Origin of the sequence: Bacillus cereus group sp. MYBK139-1, assembly GCF_051916915.1 — a bacterium.
In the GTDB taxonomy this organism is placed as follows: domain Bacteria; phylum Bacillota; class Bacilli; order Bacillales; family Bacillaceae_G; genus Bacillus_A; species Bacillus_A pacificus.
This window is the reverse complement of the sequence record NZ_JBQAHO010000002.1, coordinates 916,776-938,717: the sequence shown is the minus strand read 5'-3', so window position 1 is coordinate 938,717 and position 21,942 is coordinate 916,776. Positions and strand designations below refer to the sequence as shown.

The following is a 21,942-nucleotide window of genomic DNA, read 5'->3' as shown; positions in this document are numbered from 1 at the left end:
GTGCAAGTTTACATTACTGTATAAATTTTTTACATCCTCATTTTATATTTGTCTAGTTTTTTTGACACAAAACTCCCTCTTCTCTTTTATTGTCAATAAGTATATTGGCACAATTTTTGCTTTATTAAATATAAAAAGGAGGCATTAAAATGAATATAAGAATAACTAATATCCAAAAACAACTACATAAGTACGGAATTGACGGGTTACTTATTACAAAAAAAGAAAACCGCCAATATGCAACAGGCTTTACAGGTAGTGCTGGCGTCGTCTTACTCTCTGCCGATCAAGCTGTTTTTATAACAGATTTCCGCTATATAAATCAAGCAAAGTCACAAATACAAGATGCTGAAATTATTATGCATAAAGGAATTTTAGAGGAAGAAGTTGCAAATCAAGTATCGAAATTAAACATTCAAAAACTTGGAATTGAAGAAAACAACATGACATTGCAACAATATAACAACTTGCAAAAATACGTACAGGCGGAAATGATTCAAGTATGCGAAATTATCGAAAATATTCGTATCATTAAAGACACGTCTGAAATAGAAACAATGAAAATTGCAGCCAATATCGCGGACGAAGCATTTCACCACATTCTTACGTTTCTAAAACCGGGAATAAGTGAACATGATGTACGAGATGAGTTAGAATTTTTCATGCGAAAAAAAGGTGCTGCCTCTTCATCATTTCAAATTATTGTAGCTTCTGGCGTTCGCTCTTCTCTTCCACATGGAGTTGCATCAAATAAAATAATTGAACGAGGCGACATCGTTACATTAGATTTCGGTGCACTTTATGACGGATACTGTTCCGATATAACACGTACTGTAGCAATCGGGGAACCATCAGAAGAATTTAAAAAGATATACAATATTGTACGAGAAGCATTAAAACGCGGGACCGAAGCGATTAAACCTGGAGAAACTGCAAAACGTATCGATGATATAACGAGAAACTACATTACTGAGCATGGATACGGTCAATATTTTGGACATTCTACTGGTCATGGTCTTGGATTAGAAATTCACGAACCACTTCGCCTATCCCAAGAAAGTAAGATTATTTTAGAAGAAGGTATGGTCGTTACAGTTGAACCAGGTATTTACATACCAAACTGGGGCGGTTGTAGAATTGAAGATGATATCGTCATTAAAAAAGATGGATATGAAGTTATTACAAAATCAAATAGAGAACTAATTGTAATCCCTTGTTAATATTTCGAAATTTTTAACAGGATTTTTTCTCTGCACATAGAATGCCTTCTCTGGAGTATTTGTTTAAAGAGGGGGAATTGTAATTGAACTTTGTAATAGATAAAATCGATGGTTTACATCCTGAATTTTCCAAAATAGTTTCCATGATGAATTATGCTCGCTATACAACAATGCAAGCGGTGGAAGATTTAACAATGGAAGAACTTGATTATTTATATAATGAGGAAGCAAATTCAATCGGCATGCTATTATATCACATGGCTGCTGTTGAATTTCACTACCAGATTCATACTTTTGAAGACCGCGAACCAACGGAGTCCGAACTAGAAAGATGGTTACCTGGCCTCGAGTTAGAAGCTCTTGGACGTGAGAAAATAAAAGGAAACTCTATAGAATTTTATATTGATACATTACAAGAAGTACGTTCCAAAACAATTGAAACATTCCAATCGTTACCTGATGAATGGCTGTTTAAAACGACAGACTTTTGGTATGACAAACAAGCAAATAACTATTTTATGTGGTTTCACGTATTTGAAGATGAAATCAATCATCGCGGACAAATTCGTTTAATTAAGAAGATGCAAAAAGCTCATTCAATAAAATGAGAAAGTGCCACCGAATAAGGTGGCACTTTTTTTATTCATTAGCAAATAGCTTTTCATTTACTTTTTTAGCGACTAGCGCTACCACTATTAAAACACACATTAAATATAGTAATTTTGCAATAAACAACCAGCCTTGAAACATTACAATCCCATCTATTATCTCATTTCCCTTCAGTAACAAAAATGGAATCGTGCTAATTATAATAACAAACTCGATGCTGAAAACAATTTTCTTTTTTCGGCTGTATGCTTTCCACTCGTCCCAGCGATACATAGGAGCAAAAACCAACACCCCTATACATAATATAACTGGCACCCATGCACTGTTAAGAAATCGTCCTGAAATAACTGATAATAGCAAACAAACGAGCACACCATAATACCCAATTTTCTCTCTCATTCATACTCCACCATTCTACTTTCCCTTTAATATGTAACTTGTTATCCTTATAACAATTCTTAGAAAAACAACAACTACAATGACAATATAAATCCCCTTCGCAGAAGACATCCACTCTTGAAAAATAGACATTTTCTCCATTTGTTTCTGCCCTTCTATTAAAATAACCCCTACGAAAAATGAGCAAACAACAATACTACCTATCATAATTCCAATATTTTTCTTACTATATTGTTTCATATCATCCCAGTTATATAACAGTACAAAAACAAATCCGAAAACAGGTATAATACTGATCCATTCATTGTTTGTAAACAAGTTTAAAATGATTAATAGACTACAAGATATAACGAATCCCACAAATCCAATTTTTTTGTGCATAAGTCCTCCTTTAATTCCATTTTTAGGATTAATTGTATTGTAACATCCATTTATTATTCTTACCATTACAGTACATGAAATTTCACTTTTTCTTTTTCCTATACTCACATACTTTCACCGCTTTCATACAATAAACTACACGAATGCCTAAAGGATGTGAATGTTATGGGAGTTGAATTAACGCTATTACACGCTCTTTATGTTATTTGTTTACTCACCATTATTACCTTTTTTATTTTCCGAAAGGATACGACGATTATTTGTATCGTTTTTATCTTTTTATTAGCATTAACTGCTACAAGTTCTATCCCTCTTGCCGTTAGCAGCATTTTTCAAAGTTTTATTTACGCCATTACTGAGCTATTACCAACTATATTAATCATTTCCATTATCGTATCCATGAGCAATTTACTCGTTCATACCGGTATAAATGATACAATGATTTCACCATTTACAAAGATGATCCGTACCCCTACCCTCGCCTACTGGATTATTGGCCTTTTGATGATGACAATTTCTTTCTTCTTTTGGCCTTCTCCCGCTGTCGCCTTAATGGGAGCTATTTTATTACCGGTTGCTGTACGCGTTGGCCTTCCGCCAATTGGAGTTGCCATCGCTATGAACTTATTCGGACACGGCATCGCCTTATCTGGTGACTTCGTTATTCAAGGTGCACCAAAATTAACAGCGGACGCTGCTGGTCTTCCTGTTTCTAGCGTTGTTTCTGCCAGTGTTCCTCTCGTAATTGTTATGGGCATAGTGACAACTTCCGTCGCATTTTTCTTCTTACGAAAAGAATTTCATACAGGATTATCTTCTATACAAGAATCTATTCCATCAACTGCGTCTTCTAAAACGCTCACTTCATTATCTCCTCGGACAAAAAAATGGCTCGCTATTTGTATTCCGATCGTATATGCCATCGATATCCTTTGCATGATTCAATTTAAACTACAAGGAAGCGATGCAACTGCACTTATCGGTGGGACCACTGTTATTATGATTATCATCATTTCTCTCATCGCTTACAAAGGAAATGGACTAAATAAAACGACCGATTATTTTATAGAAGGGCTCCAATTTGGCTTTAAAATCTTTGGTCCAGTTATCCCAATCGCTGCACTCTTTTATTTAGGAGATAGCGGTTTTGTGAAAATTATCGGAGACTATTTACCGAAAGGTTCACACGGAATCATTAACGACTTAGGAATCGCTTTGTCTCAAACTGTTCCTTTAAATCAATATGTATCGGCAGGGACATTAACTATCGTTGGTGCCATTACCGGCTTAGATGGATCTGGCTTTTCTGGTATATCACTTGCTGGTTCAATTGCCAATCTTTTCGGAACAGCACTTGGACATGGAACAGCTACATTAACAGCACTCGGGCAAATTTCAGCTATATGGACCGGGGGCGGGACGTTAATTCCTTGGGCACTTATTCCTGCCGCTGCTATTTGTAAGGTCGATCCATTTGAACTTGCACGCCGAAACTTTTTACCGGTTGTTATCGGCTTAATTGTCACCACAATTGTTGCGATGTTTATCCTATAACGTAAGCATGTGTTCTCTTGCTTACGTTTTTTGCTTGTAAAATTCATCATGAATTATCAGTTTTCAAGAGGGATTCGTTATTACTTAGCGAAATTATATTAGGAGAGTAATTATTTCAAAACGTTTACGAGAAACAGATTACTGCAATTAGAAAAGGGGACATACCTATGAATGAATTGATTTTCGTCTTATTAATTTGTCCATTATTTATCTTTATCGTATCTGTTATTGGAACACGCAAAACGAAAACGTATTACGTCATGCCGATTGTAACGTTTGCTAGTTTTTTAATAATAGGTGTTATCGCCTTTACTCCGAAGTTTTTCTTTTGGGTTGGCATGTATAGCATCTTCTCATTTATTGTTTCTTATATGACTTTATTGTTTGTGAGAGGACATGAAGTTGCGGACAGCGCTAAATAGTTATTAACGAGGAGATTGTCATATGATTTTCTTTGATGTCGATGGAACTTTACTTGATTATGAGGCCGCTGAAAGAAATGGTATTATAGATTTCTTTCAAGTATATAGTACTATTTTTTCAGGTAATGAATTAGAGGCCACAAAAGTCTGGCATGAATTATCCGAAGAATATTTCAACAAATTTTTATCCAAGGAATTATCTTTTCAAGAACAACAAGGGATGCGAATGTATCATTTATTTAAAACATATGGATTAAACTTATCACCCGAGGAATCTCAGCACAGATGCAATCAATATATAGAACTATATAAGAACAACTGGAATGCGTTTGAAGATGTAAACTATACATTACAGACCTTACAGGAAAAAGGACACTCATTAGGTATCATTAGCAACGGTGAATATGAGCAACAAGTCGAAAAGTTAATTGCTATAAACATTCTACAATATTTCAAATACATATTTACTTCTAGTGAAATTGGTGTATCGAAACCAGACCCTGAAATTTTTCAAAGAACTGTATTACAATCGAATCTTGAAATGAAAGATTGCTATTATATTGGTGATCGATTAGAGACAGATGCAATTAGTAGTACAGCAGCTGGAATGCAAGGGATATGGTTAAATCGGGATAACTTGCAACTCAAATGTGATGTTCCTACTATATGTTCTTTACATGAAGTTCTAACAATAATATAAAAAAGACGACCGCGTTCCCCCGCAGTCGTCTTTTTTCGTGTTACGCTGTGATCCAAGCTTCGTTAGCTGGATTTTTACGCCACTCTTGTAATTTTTTCGTTTCAGCTTGTCCGATCATACCTTTTTCTGCCGCTACTTCAGTTAATGCACTGTAGTCGCTTAAAGAATATGATGCTACGTTAGCTGCTTCTAATTTTTCTTTTCCTGCTTCAAGCTCGTATGTGAAGATTGATACGATTCCTAATACTTCACAGCCAGCTTCGCGAAGTGCTTCAACACATGTAATAGCACTACCGCCAGTTGAAATTAAGTCTTCTACTACTACTACTTTTTGACCTTTTTCAGCTTTTCCTTCGATTTGGTTCCCTTTACCGTGACCTTTTGCTTTACTACGTACGTAGCACATTGGTAAATCCATACGATCGCTTACCCATGCAGCGTGCGCAATACCAGCAGTTGCTGTTCCTGCAATAACTTCTACAGTTGGGAAGTGCTCTTTAATTAACTCTTCTAATCCAGCTGCGATTGCTTGACGTACTTTCGGATAAGATAAAGTTAAACGGTTATCACAATAAATTGGTGATTTCATACCTGAAGACCATGTGAATGGATCATTCGGTTGTAAAAATACTGCTCCAATTTCTAATAAATGCGATGCGATTTCTTTTTTCATACTGTTACACCTTCCCACTGTTGTTTTACTGTTTTATACGCTTCAAGCGGATTTTCTGCTTTTGTAATACTACGTCCAACTACGATATAGCTTGAGCCAAGTTCCCTCGCACGTTTCGGTGTTGCTACGCGCACCTGGTCATTTACATCATCGCTCGCAAGACGAATCCCCGGTGTTACTGTTACAAATTCATTTCCGCATACTTCACGTAGTTTTGGAACTTCAAGCGTTGAGCAAACAACGCCATCAAGTCCACTTTCTTTCGTTAGTTTTGCATAATGAGCAACGGCTTCTTCTAACGTTTTCTCAATGCCGATCTCTTTTTTCATCATAGCTTCCGAAGTGCTTGTTAGTTGTGTAACTGCAATACAAATCGGTCTCTCTTTTCCTTCTTGCTTACCTTCCTCTAATCCCTCAATCGCAGCTTTCATCATACTGCTTCCCCCAGCAGCATGAACATTTACCATATCAACATCTAGACTAGCTAGGCTACGCATAGCGCTTTTTACTGTATTTGGAATATCATGAAGTTTTAAATCCAGAAAAATCTTATGTCCTTTTTCTTTTAAGTACGTAATAATTGCAGGGCCTTCTTTGTAAAATAACTCCATACCAACTTTGACAAATAACTCTTCCCCTTCAAAGTGGCGCAAGAATTGTTCTACATCTTGTTTCCCTGGAAAATCTAGTGCAACGATTAACGACTGTGACATGTTTGCTTCCAGCTCCTTCCTTGACATTCCGAAATGTGATCAAATCCTAATTCATCTAGTAATGCTGGTAACTCTTCAATAATTGTCGGACATACGAACGGATCGATAAAGTTCGCTGTACCTACTGCAACTGCGCTTGCGCCAGCGTAGAAGAATTCGATTACATCTTCCGCTGTTTCAATACCACCCATTCCGATAATTGGAATGTTAACCGCTTGACTTACTTCATGTACCATACGAATTGCTACTGGCTTAATCGCAGGACCTGATAATCCGCCTGTACGGTTTGCTAAAATTGGTTTAGCTGTTTTTAAATCTAGACGCATACCAAGCAATGTATTAATCATCGTTAAACCATCTGCACCTGCATTTTCAATCGCTTTTGCAATTTCCACAATGTTTGCCACGTTCGGCGACAACTTCACGTATACAGGTACTTCAGAAACCTCTTTTACTCGCTTCGTTAAATCAGCAGCAATTTCAGGATTTGTACCAAAGGCGATACCACCTGTTTTTACGTTTGGACAAGAAATATTTAATTCTAGTGCATGGACATTAGGCGCTTTAGAAATTTCCTTTGCAACCGCTACGTAATCCTCAGCTTGTGAACCTGCAACGTTTGCAATAATTGGAAGGTCAAATTGTTCTAACCATGGTAATTCAGAATTCATTACTTTTTCTAATCCTGGGTTTTGAAGTCCGATTGCATTTAACATGCCGCCCGGTGTTTCAGCAACACGAGGCGTAGGATTTCCATAGCGTGGTTGTTCTGTCGTCGCTTTAATCATGATTGATCCTAGTACACTTAAATCGTAAAACTGTGCATATTCACGACCAAACCCAAAGCATCCAGATGCTGGTATAATTGGATTTTTTAATGATAATCCCGGTAATTCAACTTGCAATCTGTTCATAGTACAACCTCCCCGATTGGAAATACTGGTCCGTCGCTACACACCTTCTTGTAAGAATGTCCACTTGGATCTTCTTGTAAGTGGCATACACATGCGAAACAAGCTCCAATACCACAGCCCATACGTTCTTCTAATGAAATATAGGCTTTTTTCTCTTTGTAACGTCCTTCTAATGCACGAAGCATCGCTAACGGACCACATGAATAAAGAATATCAAAGTCAATTCCGTAATGATCAATTACATCTGTGACAAATCCTTTTGTACCGTGTGTACCGTCTACTGTCGCAACGTACGTATCACCAAGTTCTGCAAATTTTTCTTCATAGAAAACTACATCTTTCGTTTGAAAACCTAAGATGTGAATCACACGTACACCTTTTGCAACGAGGCGCTGTGATAATTCATAAAGTGGTGGTACACCAATTCCCCCGCCTACTAGTAAAGCTGTTTGACCAGCTTCTGCTTCTTCTACAGGAAAACCGTGTCCTAATGGTCCTAATACATCTACCATTTCACCTTGTTTTCTAGTTGCTAATGTTTTTGTCCCTTGTCCTTCCGCACGATATAGCATTGTAAATTCGTTCTTCTCTTGATCTACATTACAAATACTAATTGGGCGGCGCAGAAGGGGCGCAATGCCCTCTGCCACCTTAATGTGTACAAACTGCCCTGGTTCGTTCATTTGCTGTACTAAAGTTCCTTGAAGCACTAATTCGTAAATGTTCTTTGCGATTTCTTTTTGATTAACGACGATCATATTTTGCTTTTGCATCATGCATGTACCACCTCGTGACGCTTTGTTTGCGTAATTTCTTTCATTGAATGAGCTGAGAATGTCATAGATTCTAATACTCGTAAGATTGCTCTCGTTGTATCAAGTGATGTTAAGCAAGCTACACCATTTTCTACTGATTCACGGCGAATGCGGAAACCATCACGCGCTGGTTGTTTGCCTTTTGTTAATGTATTGATTACAAACTGTGCTTTTCCTTGACGGATAATATCTAGTAAGTTGTAGTCCTCAGAATCAATTTTGTTTACAACTTGTACTGGGATATTTTGCTCTGTTAACGATTGTGCTGTTCCAGCTGTTGCTAATAAGTTATAGCCGATTTCATGGAAACGTTTTGCAATTTCCATCGCCTCTTCTTTATCTTTATCCGCTACAGTAATAATTACTGATCCGTGCGTTGGGATGTTAATTCCAGAAGCAACTAACCCTTTATATAATGCTTTTTCAAGCGTTAAATCTTTACCCATTACTTCCCCTGTTGATTTCATTTCAGGTCCTAATGTTGTATCCACTGAGCGTAATTTCGCGAATGAGAATACCGGAGCTTTTACATATACTTCTTTCTCTTCTGGGTGATAGCCCGTTCCGTATCCTTGCTCTACTAGGTCTTGCCCTAGAATAACTTTCGTTGCAACGTTTGCCATTGGTACACCTGTAATTTTACTTAAGAATGGTACTGTACGGCTCGCACGTGGATTTACTTCAATTACGTACACTTGATCTTCGAATACTACAAACTGGATATTTAGTAATCCAACAATGTTTAATCCTTTTCCAAGTGCAATTGTATGTTCAATAATTTGTTCTTTTAATTTTTCAGATAAGCTTTGTGGTGGATATACTCCAATTGAGTCACCCGAGTGAACTCCAGCGCGTTCAATATGTTCCATAATACCTGGAATGAATACATTCTCACCGTCTGAAATTGCATCTACTTCAATTTCTTTACCGACCATGTAACGGTCGATTAATACTGGGTGATCTGCGTGAACTTTAACTGCATTTTTCATGTAGTGCAGTAGTTCTTCTTGACGATATACGATTTCCATCGCACGTCCACCTAGTACGTAAGATGGTCTTACTAATACTGGGTAACCAATTTCTTCTGCGATTGCTACCGCTTGTTCTACAGTCGTTGCTGTTTTACCAACTGGTTGTGGGATACCAAGTTTTGTTAAAGCAGCTTCGAATTTATCACGATCTTCTGCACGGTCTAAGTCTTCAAGTGATGTTCCTAAAATCTTCACACCATGTTCTTCTAATTTCGCCGCTAAGTTAATCGCCGTTTGTCCACCAAACTGAACGATAACACCTTCTGGCTTTTCTAAATCGATGATGTGCATTACATCTTCAATCGTTAATGGTTCAAAGTATAATTTGTCAGAAATACTGAAGTCTGTTGAAACAGTTTCTGGGTTATTGTTAATGATAATCGCTTCATATCCAGCTTCTTTAATTGCCCATACTGAGTGAACTGTTGCATAGTCAAACTCAACACCTTGACCAATGCGGATCGGACCAGATCCTAGAACTACTACACTCTTACGATCTGTTACAATTGATTCGTTCTCCTCAGCGTATGTGCTGTAGTAATACGGTGTTGCAGATTCAAACTCTGCCGCACAAGTATCTACCATTTTGAATACTGGCGTCATATTATTTTCTTTACGCATATCGTAAATTTCGCGCTCCGTTTTGTTCCAAGCTGCTGCGATGTAATGATCGCTGAAGCCCATTTCTTTTGCAGTTTGTAGTACTTCCATATTTCCTACATTCGCTTTTACTTCGCGTTCCATATTTACGATGTTTTCAACTTTTTGTAAGAAGAAGAAGTCCATTTCACACCATTCGTTAATCTCTTCTTTCGTTACACCTTGACGAATTGCTTCTGCTACGATAAACAGTCGCTCATCATCTGCTTTAATAATGCGTTTTTTCATTGTTTCTTTATCAAGTTCTTTTAAGTGGTCTAATTCTAAGTGATAAATGCCAAGTTCTAAAGAACGAACCGCTTTTAATAATGATTCTTCTAAGTTACGTCCGATTGACATAACCTCACCAGTTGCTTTCATCTGCGTTCCAAGTGTTCTGTTCGCTGATTCAAACTTATCAAATGGCCAACGTGGAATTTTTGAAACAACATAGTCTAATGCTGGCTCGAAGCAAGCGTAAGTTTTTTGTGTTACTGGGTTTACGATTTCATCTAATGTTAAGCCGACTGCAATTTTCGCTGCTAATTTCGCAATTGGATATCCAGTTGCTTTAGATGCTAATGCAGATGAACGACTTACACGTGGGTTTACTTCGATTACATAGTATTGGAAGCTATATGGATCTAATGCAAGCTGAACGTTACATCCACCTTCAATTCCTAGTGCACGAATAATTCGTAATGAAGTATTACGTAACATTTGGTATTCACGGTCGCTTAGCGTTTGGCTCGGTGCTACAACAATAGAATCACCTGTATGAACACCAACTGGATCGATGTTTTCCATATTACATACTACAATCGCGTTATCATTTGAATCACGCATTACTTCATATTCAATTTCTTTACAACCAGCAATACTTTTCTCTAATAAACATTGTGTTACTGGGCTATGTTTTAAACCACTTGTTACGATTTCAATTAACTCTTCTTCGTTATGGCAAATTCCGCCGCCCGTTCCGCCTAATGTGAATGCTGGACGAACGATTACTGGATAACCAATTTCTTTTACAAAGCCATATGCTTCATCAAGGTTATGAATGATTTCACTTGGTGGTGTTGGTTCATTTAAATCTTGCATTAATGTACGGAATAAATCACGATCTTCCGCTTGCTCGATTGCTGATAATTTTGTTCCTAAAATTTCAACTCCGCACTCTTCAAGTACGCCTGATTTTGCAAGTTCAACAGCCATGTTTAAACCTGTTTGACCGCCTAATGTTGGTAAGATTGCATCTGGACGTTCTTTACGAATGATTCGGCTTACAAATTCTAATGTTAAAGGCTCAATGTATACTTTATCTGCTGTTGCAGTATCAGTCATAATTGTTGCTGGGTTAGAGTTAACAAGGATTACTTTGTAACCTTCCTCTTTAAGAGATTGACAAGCTTGTGTACCAGAGTAGTCAAACTCCGCTGCTTGCCCAATTACAATTGGTCCTGATCCGATTACTAAAATTGTGTTAATGTCTAGACGTTTTGGCATAACTCTTCCCCTTCTTTCTTGAAGTTTTCAATCATTGTTAAGAAATCTTCGAATAAATCATTTGCATCTTCTGGTCCCGCTGAAGCTTCTGGATGGTATTGTACTGTAAATGCTGGGAACTTCTTATGACGAAGACCTTCTACTGTTCCATCATTTAAAGCAACATGTGTAATTTCAAGTTCTGTATTTTCAACTGATTCTTCTTCTACTGCGTAACCATGGTTTTGAGATGTAATTGCTACTTTTCCAGTTGCAAGATTTTTTACTGGATGGTTTAAACCACGGTGGCCGAATTTTAACTTACTTGTATTCGCACCAGATGCTAGAGCGAACAATTGATGTCCTAGGCAAATTCCGAATAAAGGAACTTTACCGATAATGTCTTTTAACATTTCAATTGCTTCTGGTACATCTTTTGGATCCCCAGGTCCGTTACTTAGCATAATTCCATCTGGGCTAAGGCGTAAAATTTCTTCAGCTGTTGTGTTGTAAGGAACTACAATCACATCACAATCACGTTTATTTAATTCTCTTAAAATACCATGTTTCATACCGAAGTCTACTAGTACAACGCGATGTCCGCGGCCTGGGCTTGGGTATGGATCTTTCGTTGATACGCGTTTTACATGGTCTGTAAATACTGTCGCTTTTAATTGGCTTACGATGTATTCTACATCTGCATCCATGTTACAAAGGCGTCCGCGTAATGTACCGTATTGACGAATTTTTCTCGTTAATTTTCTCGTATCAATTCCTGCTAATCCTGGAATGTTTCTTTCTTTTAAATAGTCATTTAACGAAATTTCATTACGGAAGTTTGATGGGTGATCACAAATTTCGTTTACGATTAAACCATTTACAGATGGGTGAATCGATTCAAAATCGTCACGGTTGATGCCGTAGTTTCCGATTAATGGGTACGTGAATGTTACAATTTGACCGCAATATGATGGATCAGATAATGTTTCTTGATATCCAGTCATTCCTGTTGTAAATACAACCTCACCTGACTTTTCGATTTCTCCTCCGAAACCTGTTCCAATTAATACTGTTCCATCTTCTAAGATAAGTTGTCTTTTCATACTAATGCACTCTCCTTTTGCCATGCGATCTTACCACCAACGATTGTCATTACCGGCCATCCTTGGCATTTCCAACCTGCGAATGGTGTGTTTTTTCCTTTTGATAAGAATGTTGTTGGATCAATCTCTTCTTCTTGTTCTAAATCAATGATTGTAATATCAGCTGTTCTACCTTCTTTCAGGCGACCTGCTTCTAAGCCGAATGTATCAGCTGGCTTTTCTGTTAAGAATTGAATTAACTGTTCTAGTGTAATAATTCCTTTTTTCACAAGGTTTGTGTATAGAAGTGGGAATGCTGTTTCAAAACCAGTAATTCCGAACGGTGCTCTTTCAATTCCTTGCGCTTTCTCTTCCGCTGTATGCGGTGCATGATCAGTTGCAATCATATCGATTGTTCCATCTAATAAACCTTCAATTAATGCTGCATGATCTTCTTTAGCGCGAAGCGGTGGGTTCATTTTAAAGTTAGGATCAGCTGATGGGATATCATCTTCACATAACACTAAGTGATGGGGTGTTACTTCTGCTGTTACTTTAATTCCAGCGCGTTTCGCATCACGTATAACACGTACAGATCCTTTCGTACTTACATGACATACGTGATAGTGACAATCTGCCGCTTCAGCAAGCAGTATATCCCTTGCAATATGTACAGATTCACATACTGATGGGATACCGTTTAATCCGTGTTTCTCAGAAAACTTCCCTTCATGTACACAACCTTTATTAATAAGAGTATTCTCTTCACAGTGCGCAACTACTGCCATATTTAATTTCGCTGCACGTTTCATAGCAGCTAACATCATGCTAGCATCTTGTACACCTACACCGTCATCAGTGAAAGCAAATGCTCCAAGTTCTTTTAACGTTTCGAAATCTGTCATTTCAGAACCCGCTTGACGTACTGTAATTGCTCCATATGGTAGTACGTTAACATGCGCTTTTTCTTTAATACGATTTTGTAAGTCTTCCATATGTTCTCTGCAATCTGGTACTGGGCGTGTATTTGGCATTGCGCAAATTGTTGTGAATCCACCTTTTGCCGCTGCTAGCGTACCTGTTTCAATTGTTTCTTTATGTTCACCACCTGGTTCACGAAGGTGTACGTGTACATCTACTAATCCAGGTGCGATTAACTTTCCGTTCACATCGATTACTTCAGCATTATCTGCCGTAATATTTTCTGCTACCTTAGCGATTTTACCGTCTTGTACGAGAAGATCCGTTGCTACGATTTTTCCTTCTTCATTCATATAACGACCATTTTTAAACAAATAATTCATGTTTCATTCCTCCTAATACATTTGGTAAGGCGCGTTTTAGTACAGCCATTCTTACGTAAACTCCATTTTCCATTTGTTTAAATATGCGTGAACGCTCACACTCAACAAGTTCACTTGCAATTTCAACATCTCGGTTTACAGGAGCTGGATGCATAATAATGCTTCCTTCTTTCATACGCTTTTCTCTTTCCACTGTTAATCCGTGTTTCTCATGATACTCTTTCATAATGTCTGTTTCATAGTGATCATGACGCTCATGTTGTACACGAAGTAACATCATTACATCCACTTCCGGAACAAGTTCATCTAATGGTTTGTATGTTCCAAATGTGTTGTCTTCATCTTTCCACTCTTCTGGACTTGCAAAGTAAATTGTTGCACCTAGCTTCGTTAATGCTTCTGCATTAGAACGCGCTACTCGGCTATGACGAACATCTCCTACTATTGCAATCTTCAAACCTTCAAATCTTCCAAACTCTTGTTTAATTGTAAGAAGGTCGAGTAGGCACTGCGTTGGGTGGTTTCCACATCCATCTCCAGCGTTTAAGATCGGGATATTCACCTGATCTTTTAGTTCATCGAAGTAGCGATCTTGCTCATGGCGGATGACCACTGCTTTTGTTCCGATTGATTCTAGTGTTCTTATCGTATCGTATAAAGTTTCTCCTTTTTGTACGCTAGATGCATCAGCTGAAAAGTTTAAAACATCAAGTCCTAATCTCTTCTCAGCAACTTCAAAGCTAAATCTCGTTCTCGTACTATTCTCAAAGAACAAGTTTGCAACAAAAGTTTGCTCTGTCGTTTTGCTCTCTTTTCCATTCGCAAAATCTTCTGCGTCTTTTAGGATTTCTGAAATTTCTAATTCCGATAATTCACTCATCGTTAACAAATGGCTCATCGTCATCCCTCATCTTTCTGATTTTTATGTTACCACTTTTGTATTTTTATAACAACCTTTGCATAAAAATACCCTAGTCGTGTGAGACTAGGGTGCAAGAAAGAAGCCACCCTTTCCGGTCTCACAGGACTGAATTAAAAGGTTATTATTATGAAGCAATCTGCTTAGATTGTTTTATTTGTTTCGTTTCTGGTAGTAGTAGATTTAACAGTACACCTACAATTGCTGCTAGTGCCATTCCTTCTACTTGGAATGATTCTCCTACGTGAAGTACCGCTCCACCAATACCGATTACTAGTATTACTGATGCAATCATTAAGTTTCGTTTGTCACTTAAATCTGTTTTATCGTCTACCATCATGCGTAATCCGCTTGATGCGATTACACCGAATAGTAAGATTGATACACCACCCATAACTGGTGTTGGGATCGAATGAATCAGTGCAGAAATCTTACCGATAAATCCGAACATGATTGCGAATACGGCTGAACCGATGAATAAGTATACACTGTACGCTCTTGTAATTGCTAGCACACCGATGTTTTCACCATACGTTGTATTCGGTGGTCCACCGATTAGTGATGCGATTAATGTGGCTACTCCATCACCGAAGATTGAACGGTGTAAACCTGGTTTTTTAATTAAATCTCTTTTAATAACATTTCCTAATACAATTTGATGTCCGATATGTTCTGAAATTGTTACTAGTGCAACTGGTACCATCAAGAGTACAATCTTCCATGAAAACTCTGGTGTGTATGTTACAAATGGTACTGTGAAATCTGGTACAACAAACCATTTTGCCTCAGCTACCGGCTTTAAGTCTACTAGCCCTTGGAAGTAAGCGAAAATATATCCGCCGATAATGCCAAGTAACACTGGTATGATACTGAAAAATCCTCTTCCGAATATTGAGCATATGATTGTAATTGCTAATGTTACTAATGCTACTGAAAAGTGTGTAAAGCTATATTTGCCATCCGCACCATTCATCGCCATGTTAACTGCTGTATGTGCTAAAGCTAGACCGATTACCATTACTACTGGACCAACTACGATTGGTGGTAGTAATTTCATAATCCACTCTGATCCTGATTTCTTAATTCCGAGTGAGATTAAGATGTATACAAGTCCTGCTAGCAAACCACCAAGCATTGCTGCTCCGGGTCCCCCTGCCGTTTTCGCTGTTATAATCGGTGCGATAAAGGCGAATGATGATCCAAGATAGGCAGGTACTTGACCTTTCGTTATAAGAAGAAACGCTAACGTTCCTAATCCACTTGATATTAATGCTACTGACGGATTCAATCCTGTTAAAAACGGAACAAGCACTGTTGATCCAAACATTGCGAACAAATGTTGTATACTTAAAAATAACCATTTTCCCGGTTTCGGTACTTCATTAACGTCTAACACTGGCTTTTGTTCCATTGTTACATCCTCCTTCAGTTTAAATCTTTGCAATAAAAAAACTCTTTGTGCCTGTGCACAAAGAGTCCTACACTTTCGTATGCCAAATTTGACATATGAAAGCCAAGACCCTTTGGCAGCCTCACAGGACTACATTTAAAAGGGCTTTACTTATCGTATATGCTTACTCGATCTTGTTGATCTGTCTCTTGCAAATCAACTTCGATACGCTCTTCACTTGATGTTGGAATGTTCTTTCCTACATAATCAGCGCGAATTGGTAGTTCACGATGACCTCTATCAACAAGAACCGCTAGTTGGATTTGTGATGGTCTACCTAAATCCATAAGAGCATCCATTGCTGCTCGAACAGTTCTGCCTGTATATAATACATCATCCACAAGGATAACTTTTTTCTTCGTAATATCTACAGGGATATCAGAACCTTTTACAAGTGGTTCTTTATTTTTCGATTGTAGTGTTAAATCATCTCGATATAACGTAATGTCTAACTCTCCAACTTCCATTTCTTTTCCTTCAATTTGACCAATTCGTTCTGCCAAACGTTGTGCAATAAAAATTCCACGAGTTTTAATTCCGACAAGAACACAATTATCGACACCTTTATTTCGTTCCACGATTTCATGACTAATTCGTGTTAAAGCGCGGCGAATCATTTGGTCATCTAAAACGACAGCTTTCTCTTGCATGCTCTACACCTCCAAGCTTTTTTCTTGCGTGAGAGTAATGGTATAAAAAAAGTCCTCTCAGCGTGTGCGAGAGGACTTTTGAAAAAGGGTACAGCATACCCTATGTATTTCAAACCGTTACCTTCTCAACCTCACGGGGCTGTGTTAAAGGATCATTATTTAACTGTTGTCAGTATCTCAGTTTTCTTATGATTTGTCAATACTATTTTCGTAAAATATTTAATGCGTCTTCAAACACTTCTGGAATCGGTGCCTCAAACTGAATATATTCACCAGTACGAGGATGGTCAAATCCTAAAATACCTGCGTGAAGTGCTTGTCCATTCATGTCTAATGTTTTCTTTGGTCCATACTTTGGATCTCCTGCAAGTGGATAGCCAATATATTTCATATGAACACGAATTTGGTGTGTACGCCCTGTTTCTAAGCGACATTCTACAAGTGTGAAATCTTTGAATCGCTCTAACACTTGGAAATGCGTAACAGCATGCTTACCATTTTCATCAACCGTCATACTTTGACGTTCTTTCTTATCACGAGCAATCGGAGCATCAATCGTTCCTTTATCATGCGGAATAACACCGTGTACAATCGCTTTGTAACGTCTCGTTACTGTTTTTGCTACAAGTTGATTTACAAGTGATTCGTGTGCCATATCATTTTTAGCAACCATTAATAAGCCTGATGTATCTTTATCAATACGATGCACGATACCTGGGCGCATTACACCGTTAATGCCCGATAAGTCTGTACAATGGTGCATAAGACCGTTCACAAGCGTACCACTTGTATGACCAGGCGCTGGATGTACAACCATACCACGTGGCTTATTAACAACTAATACATCTGCATCTTCATAATAAATTTCTAAGTTCATATCTTCTGGCTGAATATCTAACTCTTCTGGCTCAGGAATCGTCACTGTAATTTCATCATTTTCTTTAACTTTATAATTCCCTTTTACAGCTTTTCCATTAACTGTCACAACGTCATCTTTAATCCATTGCTGTACTTGTGTACGTGACCATTCATTATTTATTCCTGCAACGAATTTATCAATTCGCTCATTTTTTTGTTCTTCTGCAACTGTTACTTGTACTACTTCACTCATTCAATTACTCCTTCGTTTTCTTGCCTTCTAATAATGTTTGAATAATAATTAATACAACACCAATACATAATGCCGAATCAGCGATATTGAATACTGGATAGTTGTACGAGAAAATATACACGTGAATGAAATCCACTACTTCTTGTCTAAATACACGATCAATAAAATTACCAATTGCTCCGCCTAAAATTAGACCTAATGAAATTCCTAGAAGCTTGTCTGTTTTTGCATATTTTTTCATATAAAATACGATAAATGCTACAAAAACGACTGTAATAATGTAGAAAAACCACATTTTATTTTCTAAAATGCCCCAGGCAGCTCCTCTATTTCGATGTGATGTTATGTATAATACATTATCGATAATCGGAATGCTCGTACCCAATTCCATGTTCTTTACAATTAGCCATTTCGATATTTGATCGATGGCAATGACAAATAACGCTATTACATAATATATCATTTTCATTTCCCCCACAAAGACAGTGTACCTCAAAATTTTAGCATAGCTGCAACCTTTTCACAATGAACCTTTATAGAAGAATAAAATAAATTAAAAAAAGGTAATATAATATCGTTGTGCCCATTCATACATTTACTTTTTCATAGAAAAATTCATGAATGGTACGTGCAGTCGGCATCGTTTTCATTTGTTTTACCGACATTACTCTCCCTGTGTCTTCACAAATACCATACATATCTATTTCCATTTTAAATAATGCACGTTCTACATCTTTTAAATCCTCTTTTATATCATGTAATAATAGTTTTTTCTTTATCTCTTCCTTAATTTCATATCCAAGCTCTTCGCTAAACTCTGTATTATATTTGTACATAACCTCTTTAGCTAGCCTCTCTTGTAACTCTTTTCGCATCAATTGCAATTCTTCTTTGATTTCCATATACATTTCATTCACGTGTACATTCCTCCCAGTTGCAATGTACGATTAGTGTGTCCGAAATTTATATGCTTACCTCTCACACATTTTTCCTTCATAGGAAAGAGAGTGAAAGTTATTTCAATATACTGTTAACCAAAAAAATGACTGCACTTTACGTGCAGTCACCCCTTATTATTTTACATAATTTTCTTTAACAACCGTTGCACAACGCTCACATAATGTTTCATGTTCAGCATCTTTACCAATTGTTTCTGAAACTACCCAACAACGTTCACATGTTTCACCAGTTGCTTGAGCAACAACAACCGCTGTATGTTCATACTTCGGTGCATCTGCTGGCGCTTCTTCCATCATGCCACCAAGTTTGTACTCAGAAACGATGAATAATTGCTTTAAATCTTCGTTAATAGACTCTAACATAGCTTTCATTTCTGCAGTTGGATATAGCGTAATGCTTGCATTTAATGACTTACCGATTACCTTTTCATTACGAGCCACTTCTAACGCTTTTAATACGTCATCACGCAATGTCATAAATGCATCCCATTTTGTTTTTAATGCTTCTGCACCATCTAATTGTACAGCTTCTGGCATATCAGTTAATTGTACACTTTCTTCTGTTACACCCGGAATGTATGGCCATACTTCATCAGCTGTATGCGGTAAGATTGGTGTTACAAGTTTCGTCAATGCAACAAGAACATCATATAATACAGTTTGAATTGCACGACGATCTTCATGGTTCGCACCTTCAATGTATAAAATGTCTTTTGCAAAGTCTAAGTAGAATGAACTTAAATCAATTGTACAGAAGTTATGAATTGCATGATATACAGCAGCGAAGTCGTATGTCTCATATGCTTCTTTTACTTTTGTAATTAAGTCATTTAATTTCACTAACATATAACGATCTACTTCACGAAGTTCAGCTACAGCTACTGTATTTTCACTTGGCTTAAAGTCGTCTAAGTTTCCTAATAAGAAACGGAATGTGTTACGGATTTTACGATACACTTCTGCTACTTGTTTTAAAATATCATCCGAAATACGTACATCAGATTGATAGTCAACAGAAGATACCCATAATCGTAAAATATCTCCGCCTAATTGATCCATAATTTTCTTCGGTACGACGATGTTTCCAATCGACTTACTCATTTTACGTCCTTCACCATCTAATACGAAACCGTGGCTTAGTACACCTTTATATGGCGCTTTTCCTGTTACAGCAACTGCTGTCGATAATGAAGAGTTAAACCAACCACGATATTGGTCAGATCCTTCTAAATATAAATCTGCTGGACGTTGTAAGTCATCGCGCTCTTCTAATACCGCTTGGTGAGAAGAACCTGAGTCGAACCATACATCCATGATGTCTGTTTCTTTACGGAATTCACCATTTGGGCTACCTGGATGTGTAAATCCTTCTGGTAATAGATCTTTCGCTTCACGCTCGAACCATACGTTAGAACCGTGTTCACGGAATAAATCAGCTACATGGTTAATTGTTTCATCCGTAATAATTGGATCACCATTCTCAGCATAGAATACAGGAATTGGCACACCCCATGCACGTTGACGAGAAATACACCAGTCACCACGGTCACGAACCATGTTATGAAGACGAGTTTCGCCCCATGCTGGTACCCATTTTGTTTCCGCAACAGCTTCTAATAATTCTTTACGGAATGCTTCAATAGATGCAAACCACTGTGCTGTCGCACGGAAAATAATAGGTTTTTTCGTTCTCCAATCATGTGGATATGAATGCGTAATGAATGTTAGTTTCAGTAATGCGCCTACTTCTTCTAATTTTTCTGTAATTGGCTTGTTAGCTTTATCATAGAATAAGCCTTCAAATCCAGGTGCTTCCTCTGTTAATACACCTTTATCATCAACTGGGCAAAGTACTTCTAAGCCATACTTTTTACCAACAATAAAGTCATCTTCCCCGTGTCCTGGTGCTGTATGAACACAACCTGTACCTGCATCTGTTGTTACGTGATCTCCTAGCATAACTAATGAATCACGATCGTAGAATGGATGCTTTGCAACTGTATACTCAAGTTCACTACCTTTTACCGTTTTTACAACTTCAGCGTTTTCCCACTCTAACGTTTTTGCAACTGTCTCAAATAATTCAGAAGCAATAATATATTTTTCATCATTTACTTTCACGATGCTGTATTCAAGTTCTGGGTGAACAGAAATACCTAAGTTTGCAGGCAACGTCCAAGGTGTTGTTGTCCAGATAATGAATTTCTCATCACCTTCTAATACGTTCTTTCCATCTTTTACAGGGAATGCTACGTAAATAGATGCAGATTTTTTATCTTGGTATTCAATTTCAGCTTCCGCTAATGCTGATTCACTCGTTGGTGACCAATAAACTGGTTTTTGTCCTTTATAGATATAACCTTTTTTCGCCATATCACCAAACACTTTAATTTGTTGTGCTTCATAAGCTGGCTCTAAAGTAATATATGGGTTATCCCAATCAGCACGTACACCTAAACGCTTAAATTGCTCACGCTGACGTTCTACTTGTTCATATGCATACTCTGCACATAACTTACGGAACTCAGCAACTGTCATTTCTTTACGCTTTACACCTTTATTTGTTAAAGCTTGTTCAATTGGTAAACCGTGTGTATCCCAACCTGGGACATATGGTGCACAGAAACCAGTCATTGATTTATAACGAACGATAAAGTCTTTTAATACTTTATTTAATGCATGTCCCATATGAATGTCACCATTCGCATATGGAGGTCCATCATGCAGTACAAATAAAGGACGACCTTTCGTATGTTCTTGTACCTTTTCATAAATATTCATTTCCGCCCACTTTTCTTGCATTGCAGGCTCACGTTTTGGTAAATTCCCACGCATTGGGAACTCTGTTTTTGGCATTAGTAATGTATTTTTGTACTCCATGCTCAATTCCTCCTTACATGTATAAAAGAAAG

The 21,942-nt window shown here is 37.6% G+C and carries 21 protein-coding genes; 5 read left to right on the top strand and 16 right to left on the bottom strand.

The window, feature by feature from the left end:
• Positions 1-149: 149 nt before the first annotated feature.
• Together ACTFRS_RS16135 and ACTFRS_RS16130 are read left to right on the top strand one after the other, a co-directional pair.
• On the top strand, positions 150-1,220 hold the full coding sequence (locus tag ACTFRS_RS16135; RefSeq protein WP_139866943.1) for a M24 family metallopeptidase: 1,071 nt from the start codon (positions 150-152) through the stop codon (positions 1,218-1,220).
• Between the two features lie 83 nt (positions 1,221-1,303).
• Positions 1,304-1,828 carry a DinB family protein gene (locus ACTFRS_RS16130; RefSeq protein WP_440024686.1) on the top strand — a complete coding sequence of 175 codons (525 nt, stop codon included), beginning with the start codon at positions 1,304-1,306 and terminating at the stop codon, positions 1,826-1,828.
• Positions 1,829-1,859: 31 nt separating this feature from the next.
• Here ACTFRS_RS16130 and ACTFRS_RS16125 read toward each other — a convergent pair whose 3' ends face one another.
• Both ACTFRS_RS16125 and ACTFRS_RS16120 read right to left on the bottom strand, forming a co-directional pair.
• Entirely contained in the window at positions 1,860-2,228 is a 369-nt protein-coding gene (locus ACTFRS_RS16125; RefSeq protein ID WP_440024688.1) for a YoqO family protein, read from the bottom strand.
• 15 nt (positions 2,229-2,243) lie between these two features.
• The gene (locus ACTFRS_RS16120) at positions 2,244-2,675 is read right to left on the bottom strand and encodes a YoqO family protein (RefSeq protein WP_440024951.1); all 432 of its coding nucleotides are present in this window, start codon (positions 2,673-2,675) and stop codon (positions 2,244-2,246) included.
• Positions 2,676-2,774: 99 nt separating this feature from the next.
• Between ACTFRS_RS16120 and ACTFRS_RS16115 the strand changes: the two genes are divergently transcribed.
• The 3 genes from ACTFRS_RS16115 (at position 2,775) to ACTFRS_RS16105 (ending at position 5,285) form a co-directional block, all read left to right on the top strand.
• Entirely contained in the window at positions 2,775-4,163 is a 1,389-nt protein-coding gene (locus tag ACTFRS_RS16115; protein ID WP_139866937.1) for a hypothetical protein, read from the top strand.
• A gap of 167 nt (positions 4,164-4,330) precedes the next feature.
• On the top strand, positions 4,331-4,585 hold the full coding sequence (locus ACTFRS_RS16110; protein ID WP_139866935.1) for a YbeF family protein: 255 nt from the start codon (positions 4,331-4,333) through the stop codon (positions 4,583-4,585).
• A gap of 22 nt (positions 4,586-4,607) precedes the next feature.
• Positions 4,608-5,285, top strand: coding sequence for an HAD family hydrolase (locus ACTFRS_RS16105; RefSeq protein WP_440024690.1), 678 nt, complete (start codon positions 4,608-4,610; stop codon positions 5,283-5,285).
• A 40-nt stretch (positions 5,286-5,325) separates the two neighbouring features.
• Here the strand turns inward: ACTFRS_RS16105 and pyrE are convergent, their stop codons facing one another.
• The 14 genes from pyrE to ileS2 all read right to left on the bottom strand — a co-directional run bounded on the left by pyrE (position 5,326) and on the right by ileS2 (position 21,910).
• Entirely contained in the window at positions 5,326-5,958 is a 633-nt protein-coding gene (gene pyrE, locus ACTFRS_RS16100) for an orotate phosphoribosyltransferase (protein ID WP_000711449.1), read from the bottom strand.
• Positions 5,955-6,671 carry an orotidine-5'-phosphate decarboxylase gene (gene pyrF / locus ACTFRS_RS16095; RefSeq protein WP_000083496.1) on the bottom strand — a complete coding sequence of 239 codons (717 nt, stop codon included), beginning with the start codon at positions 6,669-6,671 and terminating at the stop codon, positions 5,955-5,957. Before pyrF ends, pyrE begins: the two co-directional genes overlap by 4 nt.
• A complete protein-coding gene (pyrD, locus tag ACTFRS_RS16090) occupies positions 6,656-7,585 on the bottom strand; it encodes a dihydroorotate oxidase B catalytic subunit (RefSeq protein WP_001081057.1) in 930 nt (309 codons plus the stop codon). Before pyrD ends, pyrF begins: the two co-directional genes overlap by 16 nt.
• Positions 7,582-8,361, bottom strand: a complete 780-nt coding sequence (pyrK, locus tag ACTFRS_RS16085; protein ID WP_000983358.1) for a dihydroorotate oxidase B electron transfer subunit — start codon at positions 8,359-8,361, stop codon at positions 7,582-7,584. Before pyrK ends, pyrD begins: the two co-directional genes overlap by 4 nt.
• Positions 8,358-11,576, bottom strand: a complete 3,219-nt coding sequence (carB, locus tag ACTFRS_RS16080; protein ID WP_139866933.1) for a carbamoyl-phosphate synthase large subunit — start codon at positions 11,574-11,576, stop codon at positions 8,358-8,360. Before carB ends, pyrK begins: the two co-directional genes overlap by 4 nt.
• Positions 11,561-12,658, bottom strand: a complete 1,098-nt coding sequence (locus ACTFRS_RS16075) for a carbamoyl phosphate synthase small subunit (protein ID WP_139866931.1) — start codon at positions 12,656-12,658, stop codon at positions 11,561-11,563. The genes carB and ACTFRS_RS16075 overlap by 16 nt, the downstream gene beginning before the upstream one ends.
• Positions 12,655-13,941: a dihydroorotase gene (gene pyrC / locus ACTFRS_RS16070; protein WP_029439620.1), complete on the bottom strand. Its 1,287-nt coding sequence runs from the start codon at positions 13,939-13,941 to the stop codon at positions 12,655-12,657. The genes ACTFRS_RS16075 and pyrC overlap by 4 nt, the downstream gene beginning before the upstream one ends.
• On the bottom strand, positions 13,925-14,839 hold the full coding sequence (gene pyrB / locus ACTFRS_RS16065) for an aspartate carbamoyltransferase (protein ID WP_087954475.1): 915 nt from the start codon (positions 14,837-14,839) through the stop codon (positions 13,925-13,927). The genes pyrC and pyrB overlap by 17 nt, the downstream gene beginning before the upstream one ends.
• 148 nt (positions 14,840-14,987) lie before the next feature.
• Entirely contained in the window at positions 14,988-16,271 is a 1,284-nt protein-coding gene (gene uraA, locus ACTFRS_RS16060; protein ID WP_000435929.1) for a uracil permease, read from the bottom strand.
• 146 nt (positions 16,272-16,417) lie between these two features.
• On the bottom strand, positions 16,418-16,960 hold the full coding sequence (gene pyrR / locus ACTFRS_RS16055; RefSeq protein WP_001156491.1) for a bifunctional pyrimidine operon transcriptional regulator/uracil phosphoribosyltransferase: 543 nt from the start codon (positions 16,958-16,960) through the stop codon (positions 16,418-16,420).
• A gap of 202 nt (positions 16,961-17,162) precedes the next feature.
• A complete protein-coding gene (locus tag ACTFRS_RS16050; protein ID WP_000005835.1) occupies positions 17,163-18,071 on the bottom strand; it encodes an RluA family pseudouridine synthase in 909 nt (302 codons plus the stop codon).
• 4 nt (positions 18,072-18,075) lie between these two features.
• Positions 18,076-18,534, bottom strand: a complete 459-nt coding sequence (lspA, locus tag ACTFRS_RS16045; protein ID WP_000642177.1) for a lipoprotein signal peptidase LspA — start codon at positions 18,532-18,534, stop codon at positions 18,076-18,078.
• Positions 18,535-18,658: 124 nt separating this feature from the next.
• Positions 18,659-18,988, bottom strand: coding sequence for a molecular chaperone DnaK (locus ACTFRS_RS16040; RefSeq protein ID WP_001004664.1), 330 nt, complete (start codon positions 18,986-18,988; stop codon positions 18,659-18,661).
• 156 nt (positions 18,989-19,144) lie between these two features.
• A complete protein-coding gene (gene ileS2 / locus ACTFRS_RS16035; protein WP_071726835.1) occupies positions 19,145-21,910 on the bottom strand; it encodes an isoleucine--tRNA ligase in 2,766 nt (921 codons plus the stop codon).
• Positions 21,911-21,942: the final 32 nt, after the last annotated feature.

Excerpts from the sequence above, each read along its gene's own strand:
- ACTFRS_RS16135 (WP_139866943.1), top strand. The coding sequence starts at position 150 with ATGAATATAAGAATAACTAATATCCAAAAACAACTACATAAGTACGGA.
- ACTFRS_RS16125 (WP_440024688.1), bottom strand. The coding sequence starts at position 2,228 with ATGAGAGAGAAAATTGGGTATTATGGTGTGCTCGTTTGTTTGCTATTA.
- ACTFRS_RS16120 (WP_440024951.1), bottom strand. The coding sequence starts at position 2,675 with ATGGTAAGAATAATAAATGGATGTTACAATACAATTAATCCTAAAAAT.
- ACTFRS_RS16115 (WP_139866937.1), top strand. The coding sequence starts at position 2,775 with ATGGGAGTTGAATTAACGCTATTACACGCTCTTTATGTTATTTGTTTA.
- ACTFRS_RS16110 (WP_139866935.1), top strand. The coding sequence starts at position 4,331 with ATGAATGAATTGATTTTCGTCTTATTAATTTGTCCATTATTTATCTTT.
- ACTFRS_RS16105 (WP_440024690.1), top strand. The coding sequence starts at position 4,608 with ATGATTTTCTTTGATGTCGATGGAACTTTACTTGATTATGAGGCCGCT.
- pyrE (WP_000711449.1), bottom strand. The coding sequence starts at position 5,958 with ATGAAAAAAGAAATCGCATCGCATTTATTAGAAATTGGAGCAGTATTT.
- pyrF (WP_000083496.1), bottom strand. The coding sequence starts at position 6,671 with ATGTCACAGTCGTTAATCGTTGCACTAGATTTTCCAGGGAAACAAGAT.
- pyrD (WP_001081057.1), bottom strand. The coding sequence starts at position 7,585 with ATGAACAGATTGCAAGTTGAATTACCGGGATTATCATTAAAAAATCCA.
- pyrK (WP_000983358.1), bottom strand. The coding sequence starts at position 8,361 with ATGATGCAAAAGCAAAATATGATCGTCGTTAATCAAAAAGAAATCGCA.
- carB (WP_139866933.1), bottom strand. The coding sequence starts at position 11,576 with ATGCCAAAACGTCTAGACATTAACACAATTTTAGTAATCGGATCAGGA.
- ACTFRS_RS16075 (WP_139866931.1), bottom strand. The coding sequence starts at position 12,658 with ATGAAAAGACAACTTATCTTAGAAGATGGAACAGTATTAATTGGAACA.
- pyrC (WP_029439620.1), bottom strand. The coding sequence starts at position 13,941 with ATGAATTATTTGTTTAAAAATGGTCGTTATATGAATGAAGAAGGAAAA.
- pyrB (WP_087954475.1), bottom strand. The coding sequence starts at position 14,839 with ATGAGCCATTTGTTAACGATGAGTGAATTATCGGAATTAGAAATTTCA.
- uraA (WP_000435929.1), bottom strand. The coding sequence starts at position 16,271 with ATGGAACAAAAGCCAGTGTTAGACGTTAATGAAGTACCGAAACCGGGA.
- pyrR (WP_001156491.1), bottom strand. The coding sequence starts at position 16,960 with ATGCAAGAGAAAGCTGTCGTTTTAGATGACCAAATGATTCGCCGCGCT.
- ACTFRS_RS16050 (WP_000005835.1), bottom strand. The coding sequence starts at position 18,071 with ATGAGTGAAGTAGTACAAGTAACAGTTGCAGAAGAACAAAAAAATGAG.
- lspA (WP_000642177.1), bottom strand. The coding sequence starts at position 18,534 with ATGATATATTATGTAATAGCGTTATTTGTCATTGCCATCGATCAAATA.
- ileS2 (WP_071726835.1), bottom strand. The coding sequence starts at position 21,910 with ATGGAGTACAAAAATACATTACTAATGCCAAAAACAGAGTTCCCAATG.